The organism is Peribacillus simplex NBRC 15720 = DSM 1321 (genome assembly GCF_002243645.1).
In the GTDB taxonomy this organism is placed as follows: Bacteria; Bacillota; Bacilli; order Bacillales; family DSM-1321; genus Peribacillus; species Peribacillus simplex.
In genome coordinates this window covers 3,949,907-3,964,335 of the sequence record NZ_CP017704.1, presented here as the reverse complement: position 1 = coordinate 3,964,335, position 14,429 = coordinate 3,949,907, and the positions used below count along the sequence as shown (strand labels likewise).

Annotated in this window: 17 protein-coding genes and 1 riboswitch; of the genes, 6 read left to right on the top strand and 11 right to left on the bottom strand. The window is 41.1% G+C overall.

Annotation, left to right across the window (positions count from 1 at the left end):
* Positions 1 to 184: 184 nt before the first annotated feature.
* A complete protein-coding gene (locus BS1321_RS27905) occupies positions 185 to 355 on the bottom strand; it encodes a hypothetical protein (RefSeq protein ID WP_169803975.1) in 171 nt (56 codons plus the stop codon).
* A gap of 147 nt (positions 356 to 502) precedes the next feature.
* Between BS1321_RS27905 and BS1321_RS19140 the strand changes: the two genes are divergently transcribed.
* Complete coding sequence (locus BS1321_RS19140) at positions 503 to 1,432, top strand: SDR family oxidoreductase (protein WP_063232605.1); 930 nt, start codon at positions 503 to 505, stop codon at positions 1,430 to 1,432.
* 115 nt (positions 1,433 to 1,547) lie between these two features.
* Here the strand turns inward: BS1321_RS19140 and BS1321_RS19135 are convergent, their stop codons facing one another.
* The 6 genes from BS1321_RS19135 to BS1321_RS19110 form a co-directional block, all read right to left on the bottom strand.
* Positions 1,548 to 1,733, bottom strand: coding sequence for a sporulation protein Cse60 (locus BS1321_RS19135; RefSeq protein WP_048682016.1), 186 nt, complete (start codon positions 1,731 to 1,733; stop codon positions 1,548 to 1,550).
* Positions 1,734 to 1,795: 62 nt separating this feature from the next.
* Positions 1,796 to 2,878: a tartrate dehydrogenase gene (locus tag BS1321_RS19130; RefSeq protein WP_063232604.1), complete on the bottom strand. Its 1,083-nt coding sequence runs from the start codon at positions 2,876 to 2,878 to the stop codon at positions 1,796 to 1,798.
* 264 nt (positions 2,879 to 3,142) lie between these two features.
* Positions 3,143 to 3,454, bottom strand: a complete 312-nt coding sequence (locus BS1321_RS19125) for a rhodanese-like domain-containing protein (protein ID WP_034309364.1) — start codon at positions 3,452 to 3,454, stop codon at positions 3,143 to 3,145.
* 232 nt (positions 3,455 to 3,686) lie between these two features.
* Positions 3,687 to 4,715, bottom strand: coding sequence for an NADH:flavin oxidoreductase/NADH oxidase (locus BS1321_RS19120; protein WP_063232603.1), 1,029 nt, complete (start codon positions 4,713 to 4,715; stop codon positions 3,687 to 3,689).
* A 200-nt stretch (positions 4,716 to 4,915) separates the two neighbouring features.
* A complete protein-coding gene (locus tag BS1321_RS19115; RefSeq protein WP_063232602.1) occupies positions 4,916 to 5,758 on the bottom strand; it encodes an aldo/keto reductase in 843 nt (280 codons plus the stop codon).
* Between the two features lie 186 nt (positions 5,759 to 5,944).
* Positions 5,945 to 7,150 (bottom strand): MFS transporter, encoded by a 1,206-nt coding sequence (locus tag BS1321_RS19110; protein WP_063232601.1) that lies wholly within the window; start codon positions 7,148 to 7,150, stop codon positions 5,945 to 5,947.
* A 187-nt stretch (positions 7,151 to 7,337) separates the two neighbouring features.
* On the opposite strand from BS1321_RS19110, the gene BS1321_RS19105 reads away from it, so the two are divergent.
* The 3 genes from BS1321_RS19105 (at position 7,338) to BS1321_RS19095 (ending at position 9,393) form a co-directional block, all read left to right on the top strand.
* The gene (locus BS1321_RS19105; protein ID WP_063232600.1) at positions 7,338 to 7,709 is read left to right on the top strand and encodes a winged helix-turn-helix transcriptional regulator; all 372 of its coding nucleotides are present in this window, start codon (positions 7,338 to 7,340) and stop codon (positions 7,707 to 7,709) included.
* Between the two features lie 190 nt (positions 7,710 to 7,899).
* On the top strand, positions 7,900 to 8,211 hold the full coding sequence (locus BS1321_RS19100) for a hypothetical protein (protein ID WP_063232599.1): 312 nt from the start codon (positions 7,900 to 7,902) through the stop codon (positions 8,209 to 8,211).
* A 39-nt stretch (positions 8,212 to 8,250) separates the two neighbouring features.
* Positions 8,251 to 9,393 carry a CAP domain-containing protein gene (locus BS1321_RS19095; protein WP_063232598.1) on the top strand — a complete coding sequence of 381 codons (1,143 nt, stop codon included), beginning with the start codon at positions 8,251 to 8,253 and terminating at the stop codon, positions 9,391 to 9,393.
* Positions 9,394 to 9,483: 90 nt separating this feature from the next.
* Here the strand turns inward: BS1321_RS19095 and BS1321_RS19090 are convergent, their stop codons facing one another.
* Positions 9,484 to 10,677 (bottom strand): NupC/NupG family nucleoside CNT transporter, encoded by a 1,194-nt coding sequence (locus BS1321_RS19090; protein WP_063232597.1) that lies wholly within the window; start codon positions 10,675 to 10,677, stop codon positions 9,484 to 9,486.
* A gap of 176 nt (positions 10,678 to 10,853) precedes the next feature.
* A riboswitch (purine riboswitch) is annotated at positions 10,854 to 10,954 on the bottom strand.
* 267 nt (positions 10,955 to 11,221) lie between these two features.
* Between BS1321_RS19090 and BS1321_RS19085 the strand changes: the two genes are divergently transcribed.
* Complete coding sequence (locus tag BS1321_RS19085) at positions 11,222 to 11,926, top strand: DUF421 domain-containing protein (protein ID WP_063232596.1); 705 nt, start codon at positions 11,222 to 11,224, stop codon at positions 11,924 to 11,926.
* 153 nt (positions 11,927 to 12,079) lie between these two features.
* Here BS1321_RS19085 and BS1321_RS19080 read toward each other — a convergent pair whose 3' ends face one another.
* On the bottom strand, positions 12,080 to 12,826 hold the full coding sequence (locus BS1321_RS19080) for an alpha/beta hydrolase (RefSeq protein WP_063232595.1): 747 nt from the start codon (positions 12,824 to 12,826) through the stop codon (positions 12,080 to 12,082).
* A 310-nt stretch (positions 12,827 to 13,136) separates the two neighbouring features.
* Between BS1321_RS19080 and BS1321_RS19075 the strand changes: the two genes are divergently transcribed.
* Complete coding sequence (locus BS1321_RS19075; RefSeq protein WP_063232594.1) at positions 13,137 to 13,457, top strand: PadR family transcriptional regulator; 321 nt, start codon at positions 13,137 to 13,139, stop codon at positions 13,455 to 13,457.
* Positions 13,458 to 13,695: 238 nt separating this feature from the next.
* Here the strand turns inward: BS1321_RS19075 and BS1321_RS27600 are convergent, their stop codons facing one another.
* Both BS1321_RS27600 and BS1321_RS19070 read right to left on the bottom strand, forming a co-directional pair.
* A complete protein-coding gene (locus tag BS1321_RS27600) occupies positions 13,696 to 13,845 on the bottom strand; it encodes a hypothetical protein (RefSeq protein WP_155726451.1) in 150 nt (49 codons plus the stop codon).
* 21 nt (positions 13,846 to 13,866) lie between these two features.
* Positions 13,867 to 14,409, bottom strand: a complete 543-nt coding sequence (locus BS1321_RS19070; RefSeq protein WP_048687567.1) for a VUT family protein — start codon at positions 14,407 to 14,409, stop codon at positions 13,867 to 13,869.
* Positions 14,410 to 14,429 lie beyond the last annotated feature (20 nt).

The window sequence follows — 14,429 nt, the reverse complement described above, 5'->3', positions numbered from 1 at the left end:
CCCATTATCTCCGTGTTTGTAAAATTCATAGAAGAATATAGTCAGTTTTTCCTAATGTCATCTGTTATGATCTGGAATTTGTTGAGTCGAATTAAGGCTGCTTTTAGTCCACTCATTGAAAGACCCAGGCAGCCCCATTCAGCAGATTCCGTTCTTCATGCATTTCCCCTTTTTATGTTCACCCTTAAATCACAGGATAATACGGCACATAACGCGGGTTATAATAATATGGCGGTCTTGGTCCTATGAGCGGCAATTCAAAGGTATTTGGGTTGGAATCATATAACAACTCCACTTTTTCATCCGATTGTTCGACCAATAATAACTTCACTTCTTCGCTATAATAATATGGCATATAGAGGCCTCCAAAAACTTTTTTCTACCCTTCAGCATATTCGAGCTGCACGGCAACGAGCCCGCCCACATAGATGTTCTTCATGCACGGCATATACCTGATCATCATAAAGTAACCCGACTAAATTCTTTTTTAGGAGGACTCCTCATGGCAGAAGATAAGAAAAAGAAATCATCCGATAAAGGCTATCCCATGCATCCGAATTATGGAAAGATCACTCGTTATCAAGACGTTCCCATCACAGTTCCGGAGCAACGCCAATTCCGCCAACCTGGTGTAGAAAAATTAATGGTACCCCGGCCCATCATTGAAAATCCCAATTATAGGGGCAGTGGGAAATTAACAGGTAGTGTCGCATTGATAACTGGAGGAGACAGTGGGATTGGAGCTGCGGCTGCCATCGCTTTTGCTAAAGAAGGCGCAGATGTTTCCATCGCTTATCTGGATGAACATGAGGATGCCAATCGGACTAAAACGAGAATTGAAGAGCTTGGACAACGTTGCTTACTGCTGCCTGGTGACTTAAGGGATAAGCAGCAATGTATCAATATCGTGGAAGACACCATCCAAACATTTGGAAAGCTCGATATTCTTTGTAACCATGTGGGTATTCAATTTCAGCAATTAAGCTTGCTTGATATTACGGATGAGCAATTCGATGATACCTTTAAAGTGAATATCTATTCCCACTTCTACACGACCCGTGCTGCCCTTCCCCATTTAAAAGCTGGGTCCTCCATCATTAATACATCTTCTGTCGTGACGTTTAAAGGGAATAAGCAATTAATTGATTACACGGCGACTAAAGGGGCCAATATTGGTTTTACCCGTGCCTTGGCAAACAGTCTTGTCGATCAAGGCATCCGGGTGAACGCCGTTGCGCCCGGAAGGTTTTGGACACCCCTCATCCCGGCAAGTTTTTCGGCAGACGAAGTGACACAAGTCGATAACCCGATGGAGCGTCAAGGCCAGCCATTTGAACTGGCTCCCACCTTTGTCTATCTCGCTTCTGATGATTCCCGTTTTGTGACAGGACAAACACTTCATGTCAACGGCGGGGAAGCGACATCGTCTTGATTTCCACATCGAATTTGCCCCCTTCCCAGGAAGTCAAGACGCAAAAAAGACTACCTTGGATTGCCCGCGTTGCAGCAATAGGTAGTCTAATATTGATTATAGGGCCAGCCGGCCTTTATTTTTTTTTATAGATGATCATCGCACTGAAACAGTAGATTTGTTCCTCTTCCTCTTCACCTGTAGTGGCGACATTGTATTTGATATCGACGATTTGATTATCACGAATGTCTTCCAGGAAAAAGTTCATTTCATCCTCTAGATCCTTTTCATGCTCATAATCAAATAATTTGACTTGTATCATCGGCTCCCCGCCCTTTTACTATAATGATAGTTATTGTGCAGGATGCCCATTTTTCATGATGATTATACTTGATTTATTTGTAAAGCGGATAATATTGCAACCACCTCATCCCCGACTTCTTCTGTAGAAGCAGCCCCGCCCATATCAGGAGTCAGAGCCTTTTTATCAATCATCAACTGTTCGATCACGTCCAACACTTTTGCACCCCAAACCCCGTGCCCAAAGAAATCGAGAATCTGGCTTGCGGACCATATGGCCGCAAGTGGATTGGCGATGCCTTGATGTGCTATATCCGGGGCTGAACCATGAATCGGTTCGAACATCGAAGGGTAAATCCGTTCCGGGTTTAAATTGGCACCGGCCGCCAGTCCCATCCCGCCTGCAATGGCAGCACCTAAATCCGTGATGATGTCACCAAACAAATTGGAGGTGACAACGATTTGAAACCGTTCGGGCTGTTTGACAAAATACATGCTCGCCGCATCGACCAGATAGGAATTCGTTTCTACTTCCGGATACTCCTGTCCAATTTCTTCAAAAACCTGATCCCAAAAAACCATTGAATAATTCAATGCGTTCGCCTTGCTTATGCTCGTTAGCGTCCTTCCTGTCTTACGCGCAAGTTCATACGCATAACGGATGATCCTCTCCGTTCCTTTTCGTGAAAAGACCCCCGTCTGCAGTACCACTTCTTCTGGCTTGCCTTTAAAAAGCCAATCACCGGCACCGGAATATTCCCCTTCACTGTTTTCACGGATGACAACCATATCGATTTGGTCACGAGTCACGTCTTTTAATGGACAGGGTGCACCTTGAAGCAATTTAACGGGTCGAACATTCACATATTGGTCAAATCCCTTTCTGATTTTCAGCAGAAGTTCACGTAATGAAATATGGTCCGGGACACCAGGATAACCGACCGCTCCAAGATACACGGCGTCAAACTTCATCAGTTGTTCCAGTCCGTCGTCGGGCAGCATTTTGCCGTGCTCGAGATAATATTCACAGCCCCACGGAAAATATGTGAACTGGAAAGAAAAATCCCCGGCAATTGCAGCCACTTCTTTAAGTACCTTTACACCCTCATTAATCACCTCAGGGCCTATCCCATCACCAGCAATGACCGCTATTTTATGAACATTCATGCTTCAACGCTCCTTTTTCTATATTTTCTGATTTCAGCACCCTAATTTTAACATATAACTTTTGCATCCCCGTTAGGAAAGGTTCATAGAAAAAAGAGCCCTTTCATGAAAGGACTCTTTTTTTTCACGTCTTCAAATATGCGCGTCTTTCCGCATATTCACGACATTGTGAACAAACCATGATCTTATGTCTTTCTTCATTCAAATAAGCCGTCACATTCTTGGATTTACGCTTACAAAAGTAACAGGTTTTTTTGAAGAACTTCACTTAACGATGACTTCGCCGTCCCATTCAAGCATTCCGCCAACCATGTTTGCCACTTTATATCCTTGTTCCTGAAGATAATGGCATACATTTTCACTGCGGCGTCCTGAACGGCAGATAAAAATATATTCTTTTTCTTTATCAAAATAGTCAAGGTTCGCCGGGATATCATTCATGCGAATATGTTTCGCGCCTTCAATCATTCCCTCTTGCACTTCTTCGTCTTCACGAACATCGACAAGCTCCATCGCTTCGCCTGCCTCAAGCTTAGCTTCCACTTCTTCAGTTGTAATGATTTTGATTTCTTCCATAATTAGCACCTCGAATTATCGTTTGATTTATCTTTTTCATTATAACAAAATTTCCAGTTAAACATCACGTAATGGTTCGGCTGATGAAATTTAACAAGGCAGCCACTATCAGAATACCGAAAAGGATCGATTAATTTGCGATGATCCTTATCCGTCCTATAGTCACTGGAGCCTGAATGTAAAAACGCCAGCGAATATAATATTCGCCGGCGTTTTAAGGAATAAATTTGTATCAATGCTTGAATCCAAGTTGATATTGTTTAGGGATCTCCGTTTTTTTATTTAAAGCTTTAGATGCCTCCAGTGCCCAATATGGGTTTCGCAGCATTCCTCTGCCGACGGCAACCAATTCCGCTTCTTCATTACCAATGATTGAATTTGCAAGAATCGGATCATCTAATCGACCTACAGCAATCACCGGAATATCCAAAGCTTTTTTGATTTCCCTGGCCAACGGCGTTTGATAGTTAGCATGCGTACCCGGTCTTCCGTCTGCTCCAATCGGGCCTTCTCCTCCAGAGCTTACATGGAACATATCGACGCCTGCTTCTTTAAAGACTTGTGAAAATGCAATGCTTTCTTCAATACCATATCCGCCTTCAACGTATTCTCTTGCAGAAATGCGCATGATCAAAGGCATGTCGGCAGGCATTTCGCTTTTCACGGCTTTAATGACTTCCACTCCGAATTTGGTCAGGTCCCTTCCATATTCGTCATCCCGTTTATTCGTAAGCGGTGATGTGAATTGGTGGATTAGATACCCGTGTGCACCGTGTAATTCGATTACGTCAAATCCTGCTTGAACAGCCCTTCTGGCCGATGCCCGAAATTTATCGACCATTTCCTTCACTTCTTCCGTTTCTAAAGCTCTTGGTGTTTTAAACGTCTCATCAAAGGCGATGGCTGATGGTGCCACCGGAGTTTCGGCATCCTCCGCTTTACGGCCTGCATGGGCGATTTGTATCCCGATTTTTGCACCGTATTGATGAACTTCCTTAACGATGTTGGAGAAAGCTCCAATTTGATCGTCGGACCATAATCCAAGATCGCGATTCGAAATGCGCCCATCAGGTTCCACATCGGTCATTTCAACTATAATTAACCCCGTGCCTCCAACTGCCCTGCTTACATAATGCTGCTGATGCCAGTTGGTTGGTATACCATCTTCCGCTTCGACGGAGTATTGGCACATCGGCGGCATGACGATCCTATTTTTAAGTTCAAGTTCTTTTATGCGATAAGGTGAAAATAAATCATTCATAATTTTTATCTCCTTTTTTATATAATGCATGCACATGCATTTATATCATCATAGAAATACCGTGTCAACTAATCAGATTCCCGAAGCTGTCATTGTAAACGCCATCGAATGTTGGTACAGCATTTTTCCATCCCCAACAATGTGGAGATCCAATAAAAAAAGAGAAAGACGGATATTCCGTCCCTCTCCTTCATACGTGATTAAAAGTCGAAATTATCAGGATCTGGACCAACACGGTGATTCTGATTCAATCCATCAATTTGGTTTATTTCTTCTTCCGTCAATTCGAAATCGAATACAGATGAGTTTTCTACAATACGATGTTCTTTAGTGGATTTTGGAATCGTTACAATCCCATTTTGTAAATCCCAGCGTAAAATGACTTGTGCAACTGATTTACCATGCTTGGTCGCAATTGCTTGTAAAACGTCATTATCCAGAAGTTCACCTTGCATCAAAGGTGACCACGCTTCAAGTTGTATTCCTTGTTCCTTACAAAATGCCTGAACTTCTTTTTGAGTTAACCGCGGATGGCATTCTACTTGATTGACCATCGGCTTCACTTCTGCATCTTCCATTAGATCTTTTAGGTGGTGAATCTGGAAATTGCTCACACCGATCGCTTTTACTTTACCTTCTTTATAAAGAGTTTCCAATGCTCTCCAAGCTTCTTTATATTTTCCTTCCACTGGCCAATGGATAAGATATAAATCCAAGTACTCCAAGCCAAGTTTCTTTAAGCTTTTTTCGTAAGCCGCAATTGTCGATTCATATCCCAAATCGGCATTCCAGACTTTTGATGTTACGAATAAGTCTTCCCTGGAGATTCCAGCTTCTTTTAAGCCCTCACGAATCCCTTGTCCAACCCCTTCTTCATTTTCATAAATGGCAGCCGTATCGATACTGCGATAACCATGCTTAACGGCCACTTTAACTGCATTTACCAGCTCAGGTCCTTCTTCCACCTTAAATACGCCCAAACCGAACCATGGCATTTTAACCCCGTTATGCAATGTTGTTGTATCTTGTAAATTTTTCACCATTATCTCTCTACCTCCAAATTTTTTCTTCATTGTTTTTATCAAAGATTGTAATGCGCTTAAGTATCAGTATCATTACATCCCTTCAAGGAACCTTCCATCATTCGCTGAAGGGATGCAATGATACTTGGTTTTTTGATACTCTAAACGCATAGCATGCCTTTTCTAACATGTATCACTTTTTTAATCCTATGCTATTTTGTCAGTTCCCTTAGTACGGTCTTTACTTTCCAAGGCCCGGCTCCACCCTGTTAAAATCACAGCTGCAAACACCATGACTCCACCTATCCAAGCTGTATGGATCAGTCCGATCGAATCCGTAATCACCCCTCCTAAGTAGGCACCAATGGCGATTCCTGCATTGAAGGCGGCAATATTGATGGCTGACGCCACGTCCACTGCACTAGGCACGAAACGCTCCGCTAACATGACGACATACACTTGAAGCCCCGGAACATTCATGAATGCAAACAATCCCATTAAAATGATCGTAATTAAACCAGCGATCTTAAACGGTGCCGTGAAAGTCAAGACCACAAGTACAATGGCCTGTATAAGAAACATATAGAATAGGGCATTAATAGGATTGCGATTGGCCAATTTCCCGCCAAGGGTATTTCCTATTGCTATCGCTACTCCATATACTAGCAAAATCAAGGCCACAGTTCCTTCTTTAAACCCTGTCACTTCCTGAAGTAATGGCGACAGGTACGTGAAGACAACGAATGTACCTCCATACCCTAACGCTGTTATGATGAATACTAGCAGCAATCGGCCATTCGTCACCAATTTGATTTGGTCACGAAACGTGGTCCGTGCAGCTTTTCTTAAATCGGATGGTACTAGGATGCCGTTCCCTATGAAAGCAATCACGCCGATTGCCACAATGATGATGAAAGCGAACCTCCAGCCGAATTGCTGGCCGATGAAGGTTCCAAAAGGAACTCCGGTCACCGTTGCCACCGTCAGGCCTGTAAACATGATGGCGATGGCACTCGCCCTGCGGTTTTCAGGGACCAAATCAGCCGCAATCGTAGCGCCGATTGACATGAAGATACCATGTGCAAGCGCTGAAATAACACGTGCGATCAATAATACACCGACCGTTGTCGCAGAAGCCGCTAATGCATTTCCGGCAATGAACACGACCATTATCCAAAGCAATAAAGTCTTTCGCGACATATTCGATGTCAGGGATGTCAGGATAGGTGCCCCGAACATAACCCCCAAGGCGTATAAGGATACAGTCAATCCCGCCGTCGTCACTGTAATGTGTAAATCTTTAGAAATGAGTGGTAATAATCCCACGCTGATGAACTCAGTTGTTCCTATCGCAAAGGCACTGATCGCTAAAGCCAGCAATGCCCATGTACTTCTATTTTTACTTGAAATCATATCCTCTTCTCCTTCTCGTCGTTTTGTACTATCATTGAAATTGCCTAAGCAACTTTTTTATAAATGGTACAGTGGAATTCGGTGTGCAAATGTTATTATGAGATATAATACAAATAAAAAACAGTACGTACTTTAAAGTAATATAGGTACCTTAAAGTTCCTATAAAATAAGGAGAGTATGCAAATCATGCAAAAAAAGAAGTACAATATATCAGTTGAAGCAACTCTGGAAGTACTGGGCGGGAAGTGGAAATGCGTAATCCTCTGCCATCTGACCCACGGAAAAAAGCGGACTAGTGAATTGAAGCGCCTTATGCCAAACATCACCCAAAAAATGTTGACCCAACAATTGCGGGAGCTGGAACAGGACGGTGTCATCAATCGGATCGTTTACAACCAAGTCCCCCCAAAAGTGGAATATGAACTAAGTGAGTATGGACAAAGCCTGGAAAGTATCCTATCCGCACTGTGTACGTGGGGGGAAAATCACATAACCAGAGTGTATGGAGATAAGTTTTCCGTTCTTGAGGAAAGTGTATTGAATGATCAATTGAAGTAATTCCAAACAAAAAAGATTAGCTCGAAGTAGCTAATCTTTTTTGTATATAATGAATTCTCCTAAAAAAATTTCACCATCGTACCATCCGTTTTATTCCCCTCCTAATTTTTGGTATAATATGTAATACCACACCATTAAAGTTTTTATTTTGTAAACGAAGAAGTATAATGGTGAAACCAAGGAGTGACATATGAGGGTCTTATTAGAATTGATACGTATCATATTAATTTTCGGGATAGCCGGAACAATCATTTCGACCATTGTAAACGGCATATATATAAACATAGGAGTTAATATGAATCAGTATGGCTGGCTAGGCTCGATTGCGATCCTGATTTTATTATTCGTCTGGTATAGAAATAAACTTCAGTTCAGTGGCTGGTATTCGGGAAAAGGGAAGGAAAAGCTTCCAAAAATGGCCTCACAAATACTCATTCTGTGTTCACTGTTTTTGTTATGTGCCCCACCTATCTTAAGTATGCTGCAGATGATCTTTCAATAATCGGGATTCTATATCCTAGATAGAGCAGGAGTGAACGATTTGCGGAAATTGTTTAATATTGTTGTCCTCATACTCCTACTCGGTGGATTTTGGTATGGATATGGTAAAGATATTCAGGAGTCTGGGTTCAAAGCAGGGGTTGGTGCCTTTGCATCCGATGTTCATTCCTTTATAAACGGGCCAGAGGTTTCGACTGCCTTGGAAAAACTGAGTACTGGAGTCAGCAGCGTGATTGGATCGCTGACGGAAACATTGGATACCGCTTCTGAAAAAGAATCGCAGGAAACGGAAAAAGTGAAAAAACCAGCACTGGAAGCACCTGCTGATGCATCATTTTCAGTCCGTAATATCGAAATGGGCGATACGAAAGCTGATGTAGAAAAGATGGCTGGTGAAGCTAAGCGGAATACGCGGAATGAATATGGCGTAGACTGGCTCGCCTATCACGAAAATTATCAAAATTTCTTCATGGTTGCCTACGATAACAACAATAAAGTTGTTGGTTTATATACGAACCAAGATTTGATTTCCTCAAAGGAAGGCATAAAACGCGGCACTCCCAAAGAAACCGTGACTGGAAAAATGGGGGAGCCTGTAACAAAACTGCTTAAAGGAAACGTCTATTACCAGATTCGAAGTGACAGCGGCGAATACGATATGTTTGAAATGGATAATAGCTATGTGACCATTTTTTATGACAAACATGAGAAAAATACAGTCACTGCAATCCAAATCATCGACGCAAAACTCGAAAAGGAAAAAAGCGGCTATTTTGCAGAAGCCGGCCCCGGATTAAAGAAGGGCTTTGAATATCAATTATTCGATTTGACCAATGCATCACGGGTCAATCATGATCTCTCAGTGCTTTCATGGGATAAACAAGTGAAGGTCACTGCACAGGATCATAGTGAAGATATGGCCGTGAATCAATACTTCAACCATACAAATCTTGAAGGAGAATCCCCTTTCGACCGGATGGAAGATGACAAAATCAATTTTCGAATGGCGGGGGAAAATCTGGCTGCCGGTCAGAATAGCAGTATCTTTGCCCATGAAGGCCTAATGAATTCCATTGGACACAGGGAAAACAAATTACAGAAGGATTTTGAATCACTCGGTGTCGGAGTTGCCTTCGATGAGGAAAATAAACCATATTATACGGAGAACTATTTGACGAAATAAAGCAAAAAGCTGTGCATAGGAAAATCCAGCACAGCTTTTTTCATACAAAAGAGGGCATCCATTTATAAAAATGGATGCCCTTGTTTTAAATCACCAAACGAATAATCCAACGACCATGGCACTTAGCAAGGAAACAGCCATCCCGCTAACCAACAGCTTCCAAACATTTCTTCCGATAATGTTCGATTTCTCATCATTGAGTATGGAATTGAATGTTCCATAAATCATGCCCACTGTACTGAAGTTGGCAAATGACGTCAGATAAGTGACAGCCACAGCAACTGTATGCGGAGACAGTGTACTGACTTTATCTTTTAAATCGAGCAAGGCAACGAACTCATTTGTGGCAAGCTTGATTCCCATCAATTGAGCGACGTACATGGCATCATGTCCAGATAATCCAAGCAGGAATGCAAATGGACTAAAAATGACAGAGAAAATCTTTTGAATGGTCAATCCATCCACGAAGAAACCGAAAATGCCGTTTACGCTGGCCGTTAACGCCACATAGCCGATAACCATTGCCATGATGACGAAGACCATTTTGGCCCCAACCAACATACTGTTGGAAATGGTGGAAAAGAAATCTTTACGTTCCTCTTTAGAAGGTACATAAACGACGTCTTCTTCTTTACTGACATCGACGGGATTCAGCATGTTAGCTATCAGCAAGGCATTTAAGCAGTTCAAAGGTATAGCTACAAAAACATAGGTTGCCGGTACCATGGACAGATAGGCTCCAATGATTGAACCACTGATGCTGCTCATGCTCATGATTCCAAATGTCAAAAGACGCTGATCCTTAATCGCACTGAGTTGAAGGCGGATAACGGCAAGTGCCTCGGTATTTCCTAGGAACATCATCTGAATCGAGAAGAAACTCTCAAGTTTTGGCAAACCGGATACTTTTGAGATGAGCCATCCCACTTTATCAATAATCCAGGTAAGTATACCGAAATACGATAAGACATCAAAAAACGTGATAATGAAGATAATTGGCATCAATGCGCTGAAAAAGAAATCCACTTGTTCATTTGCCATAAGTGAAGGAAAGACAAAAGAAATCCCTTCATTTGCGCATTCAATCAACCAGGTGAAGAATGAAGCGATCAGATTGATGACCCATGCCCCAATTTTAGTCGATAACATGAACCATGTGATAAGAAATTCAAGAACAAGCAAGGTAAGAATGGCTTTCCACTTAACGTTCCTTTTATTAGGTGAACATAGGTAAACGATTCCCATTACAACTAAAACACCTAGTATATTCAATAAGAAATACATGATTTCATCCCCTTTGGATATATTATTTCCCATTCATATTTTTTATATAAAAAGCCCTCACCTTTTTACACTTTCAGCCGCAGGAAGAAAGTGTGAAAAAGTAAGAGCCTTCATTGAAACAATTTTATGTAGATCAAGCTTTTTTCAAGCGAAGCAACATAAACCTGTTCATCTCTTCTATTTTCATACTTCCTTGTAGTCCGGCATTACGGCTGCCAGGTAGAAACTATCAGACCATCATCACTGATATTATACAAGGATATTTTTTAAATAAATTTCTCAGGAAAGATATCATTTTAAATCAGTTTATTTTTAATTACAATACGATTTAAAGTTGTTATATTAATATAAATTTTTAGAAAACAGTTAAGAATGTCTCCTAGGGTCCAATGTTGGGTAATACTTATGAAGGAGTCGGCTTAAATATAAACGGCCCCATCTTTAGAGGTCTTTAAATAACCTTCCCAGTCGTGATAATCCTTGCTTCAATTCATCATACTAACTATTACATCTCCTTTATAGGAAATAAGGACGTGAATTTTTTGTGGATTTTTTTAATAGCCAGGAAACTCTTACTGCAATTCAGTGGACTTTAAGAGCCATTATATCCTTCTTCTTCTTACTTTTTTCGGTTAAATTGATGGGGCAACGGTCCATTTCCCAGCTAAGATTACTCGATTTCATAATGGCATTAATTATTGGAAACATTCTTGCCCACCCTTTGTCTGATGAACAGTTAGGTTTGAAGGGCTCAATGATCACGACCTTTGTTTTAGTGATTTTATATATAATTAGTGTGTTTACGGGTCTTAAGTGGGGCAAACTCCGAAGGTTTTTTGACTCTGCCCCCTTTCCACTTATCGAAAATGGACAAATCATTTACAAAAGCTTAGCAAGGGCCCGAATCTCCATCGATTTTTTATTATCGGAATTAAGAAAAGAAAAAGTCGAAGATATTCAAAAAGTGGCCCTCGCACTATGGGAACCGGGTGGTACCATTTCATTGTTTTTATACCCTCAATATGAAGCAGTAACCCCAGAAGATATGCACCTAGCAACAAATGCCTTCACTTTTCCTAAAACGATCATTAAAGATGGAAAGATTGATTCTAAAGAATTAAATCGGGGCGGTAAAGACGAAGCATGGCTGAAAAACAGAATCAAGATAACATATAATGCCGACGTGAACGATATTTTATTAGCAACTCTTGATAATAACGATAACTTAAAGGTCTTTTTCTACAAATAGATACTTAAGAACACTTCAAAAAGCACTTTTGCAGCCAAAATAAAATCCCCTCAAGTATAGTGTAAAGCTTACATATTAATGTAGGCTCTTTACACGTTCAACTTAAAGGGGATAATATGATGACCGGCGCTCTTCTTCAATAAAACTCGCTTATTACTCCGACCAATTCAGTGTATTTAAGAACTTATACACATCCTCATACACCTGCTCACGTTCCTTACCCAATGTGATAATATGACCGGATTTTTCATACCAGATCAAGTGTTTATGCTGCGTATCAACTTCATTGTAAATCGCTGAAGCACTCTCCGTATAGTCTGGATCATCCAAGCGCCCTTGTAAAACAAGAGTTGGTGATGTGATTAAATCTAAATTTTCACCTGTCTCATTTATAATATTCAACACATCTTTTAGTTGAGGCATTGGCTCTTCTTCCAGAAGCTTCACTTCTGCAGCAATTTGGTCTGCATCTTTGCCCTCAAACTTCTTATAAGCCTGTGCATAATTGAGCAAGCGGTTCTTTTGTCGATCGATACTTTTTCCTTGCGTCGGAGCGCACATTGAAACTACCCCTGTTACAGGCAATTCAATTCCCACTTTTAATGAGAAAACTCCTCCTAAAGAAATTCCTACAACTGCAATTTCCTCATAGCCTTCTTCTTTAAGGAATTTATAGCCATTAACTACATCTTCCCACCATTCCTTAGGACCAGTCTTAACGAGTTCCTCACCAGACAATCCATGCCCTCTATAAAGAGGTCCGTGGCAAGTATAGTCGAGATCATTCAAGTATTTCCCTAATTTCTTCATATCTCCTGTACTTCCGGTAAACCCGTGAAGTAAAAGAACAGCTCTTTTTCCACCTCTGTATGTGAATGATTCAGGTGCTTTCACTTTCATCTATCTAGGACCTTCTTTCTCTGCTCTTGTTAATAAATAGAATCTATATGATTTTCGAAAAAAAATCAATTAATACCCCTTGAGTAGGGATTCTTCTATCCTATTCCGTTTTTTCATTTAAACAATTAAATCATGTATATAGTATCCTTACCACACGCTTCACAACTCATCCGTTCCGAAGCACATTTTACTATGATTAAATTCATTTAGCAATCGTCATTTAACCATTTTTTAAAAGAAAAGTAAAATGCACCTTGTGATACGATGTACAAAGGATTACACTTTAAAAATGAAAAGGAGGAGAATTTATTTGGATAAAGAATTAATGAAGGGAAGCATTGACCTCCTTTTGCTTTCACTTCTTTCACAAAAAAAGCTATACGGCTATGAAATCACGAAGATCTTGAAGGAAATGAGCATGGGCAAATATCAAATAAGTGAAGGCACCCTCTACTCCGCCCTGAAACGGTTAGAAAAAAAAGAATTCATAAAAGGCCATTGGAAAGAGTCAGAGTCAGGCCGCAGGAAATATTATCATGTCACCGAAAATGGACAAACCGAACTTGAGCGGAAACGAGAATGCTTTTTCTTCCTGGAAAAATTAGTTCGGAAAAGCGCAGAGCAATTCTAAACAAAATAAAAAGCTTCCTGCAACCATTAATGGAACGGCGCAGGAAGCTTTTTTTGCTATTTACTCGTGAAAATGTGCTGTACTCATTAATTTGAGCTGTTTACTCGTGAGTTTCGCACTTTTACTCGTGAGTTTTGCTGTTTTACTCGTGAATTCGCACTTTTACTCGTGAATTCATACTGGACTCATGATTCAGCACGTTTACTGGTGCCTTACTTCAATCACGCAAAAAAAGGACCTAATTTGGTCCTTTTTTGTCTATTCCTTTATGCTTGCGATAATTGGCGCAGGAGAGCTTCATACATTCCCCTTGAACATGCGGGCCATATTTTTCACGAAAGGCTTCGAGGCAATAGCATTTGTCTTCTTCTTTTTTGGTTCCATCCATCGAGTGCATCCCTCCTAGCATTTAACTGGAGACTACACGTTTCTCCAGTTCTACGTTGATTCGTCCCAACAGTACGGCACCGATTGACTGAATGATAGTTTTAACGATGATTTGGCCGATAACCGCAGCGGGTACTGCTTCCCATGGTAATATATTGGCACCCAGTGGACTTAGGCCAATCACGACAAATATCACCGAATCGAAAAAGCCTCCAACGATCCCGCTGTAAAACACCCTCCAACTCATCGGGAGCTTTAAACGGGTATAAATTTCCGTATCCGCTGTTTCTGCGACCACGAACGATAAAGCGGAAGCAAATACGATCAGTAACGTATCCCCTAATAAGAATGATACACACGCAGATAAAATAAGTGCAGTGACGATACATATATAGGTCTTGGCGCGGCCGAATTTATTCTGGACCAGATCTCGAAAGATGAAGGTTCCCCCAATGAGCAATGTACCCATCGGAATGATGAACATGCCAAAATGTAATGGCGCAAAAGCTGCTGTAACCACATTCGCCGTGATGATGGATACTAAATACAATAAAATTCTTAACATTTCTTAATTCTCCTTATACA

Excerpts from the sequence above, each read along its gene's own strand:
- BS1321_RS27905 (WP_169803975.1), bottom strand. The coding sequence starts at position 355 with ATGCCATATTATTATAGCGAAGAAGTGAAGTTATTATTGGTCGAACAA.
- BS1321_RS19140 (WP_063232605.1), top strand. The coding sequence starts at position 503 with ATGGCAGAAGATAAGAAAAAGAAATCATCCGATAAAGGCTATCCCATG.
- BS1321_RS19135 (WP_048682016.1), bottom strand. The coding sequence starts at position 1,733 with ATGATACAAGTCAAATTATTTGATTATGAGCATGAAAAGGATCTAGAG.
- BS1321_RS19130 (WP_063232604.1), bottom strand. The coding sequence starts at position 2,878 with ATGAATGTTCATAAAATAGCGGTCATTGCTGGTGATGGGATAGGCCCT.
- BS1321_RS19125 (WP_034309364.1), bottom strand. The coding sequence starts at position 3,454 with ATGGAAGAAATCAAAATCATTACAACTGAAGAAGTGGAAGCTAAGCTT.
- BS1321_RS19120 (WP_063232603.1), bottom strand. The coding sequence starts at position 4,715 with ATGAATGATTTATTTTCACCTTATCGCATAAAAGAACTTGAACTTAAA.
- BS1321_RS19115 (WP_063232602.1), bottom strand. The coding sequence starts at position 5,758 with ATGGTGAAAAATTTACAAGATACAACAACATTGCATAACGGGGTTAAA.
- BS1321_RS19110 (WP_063232601.1), bottom strand. The coding sequence starts at position 7,150 with ATGATTTCAAGTAAAAATAGAAGTACATGGGCATTGCTGGCTTTAGCG.
- BS1321_RS19105 (WP_063232600.1), top strand. The coding sequence starts at position 7,338 with ATGCAAAAAAAGAAGTACAATATATCAGTTGAAGCAACTCTGGAAGTA.
- BS1321_RS19100 (WP_063232599.1), top strand. The coding sequence starts at position 7,900 with ATGAGGGTCTTATTAGAATTGATACGTATCATATTAATTTTCGGGATA.
- BS1321_RS19090 (WP_063232597.1), bottom strand. The coding sequence starts at position 10,677 with ATGTATTTCTTATTGAATATACTAGGTGTTTTAGTTGTAATGGGAATC.
- BS1321_RS19080 (WP_063232595.1), bottom strand. The coding sequence starts at position 12,826 with ATGAAAGTGAAAGCACCTGAATCATTCACATACAGAGGTGGAAAAAGA.
- BS1321_RS27600 (WP_155726451.1), bottom strand. The coding sequence starts at position 13,845 with ATGGATGGAACCAAAAAAGAAGAAGACAAATGCTATTGCCTCGAAGCC.
- BS1321_RS19070 (WP_048687567.1), bottom strand. The coding sequence starts at position 14,409 with ATGTTAAGAATTTTATTGTATTTAGTATCCATCATCACGGCGAATGTG.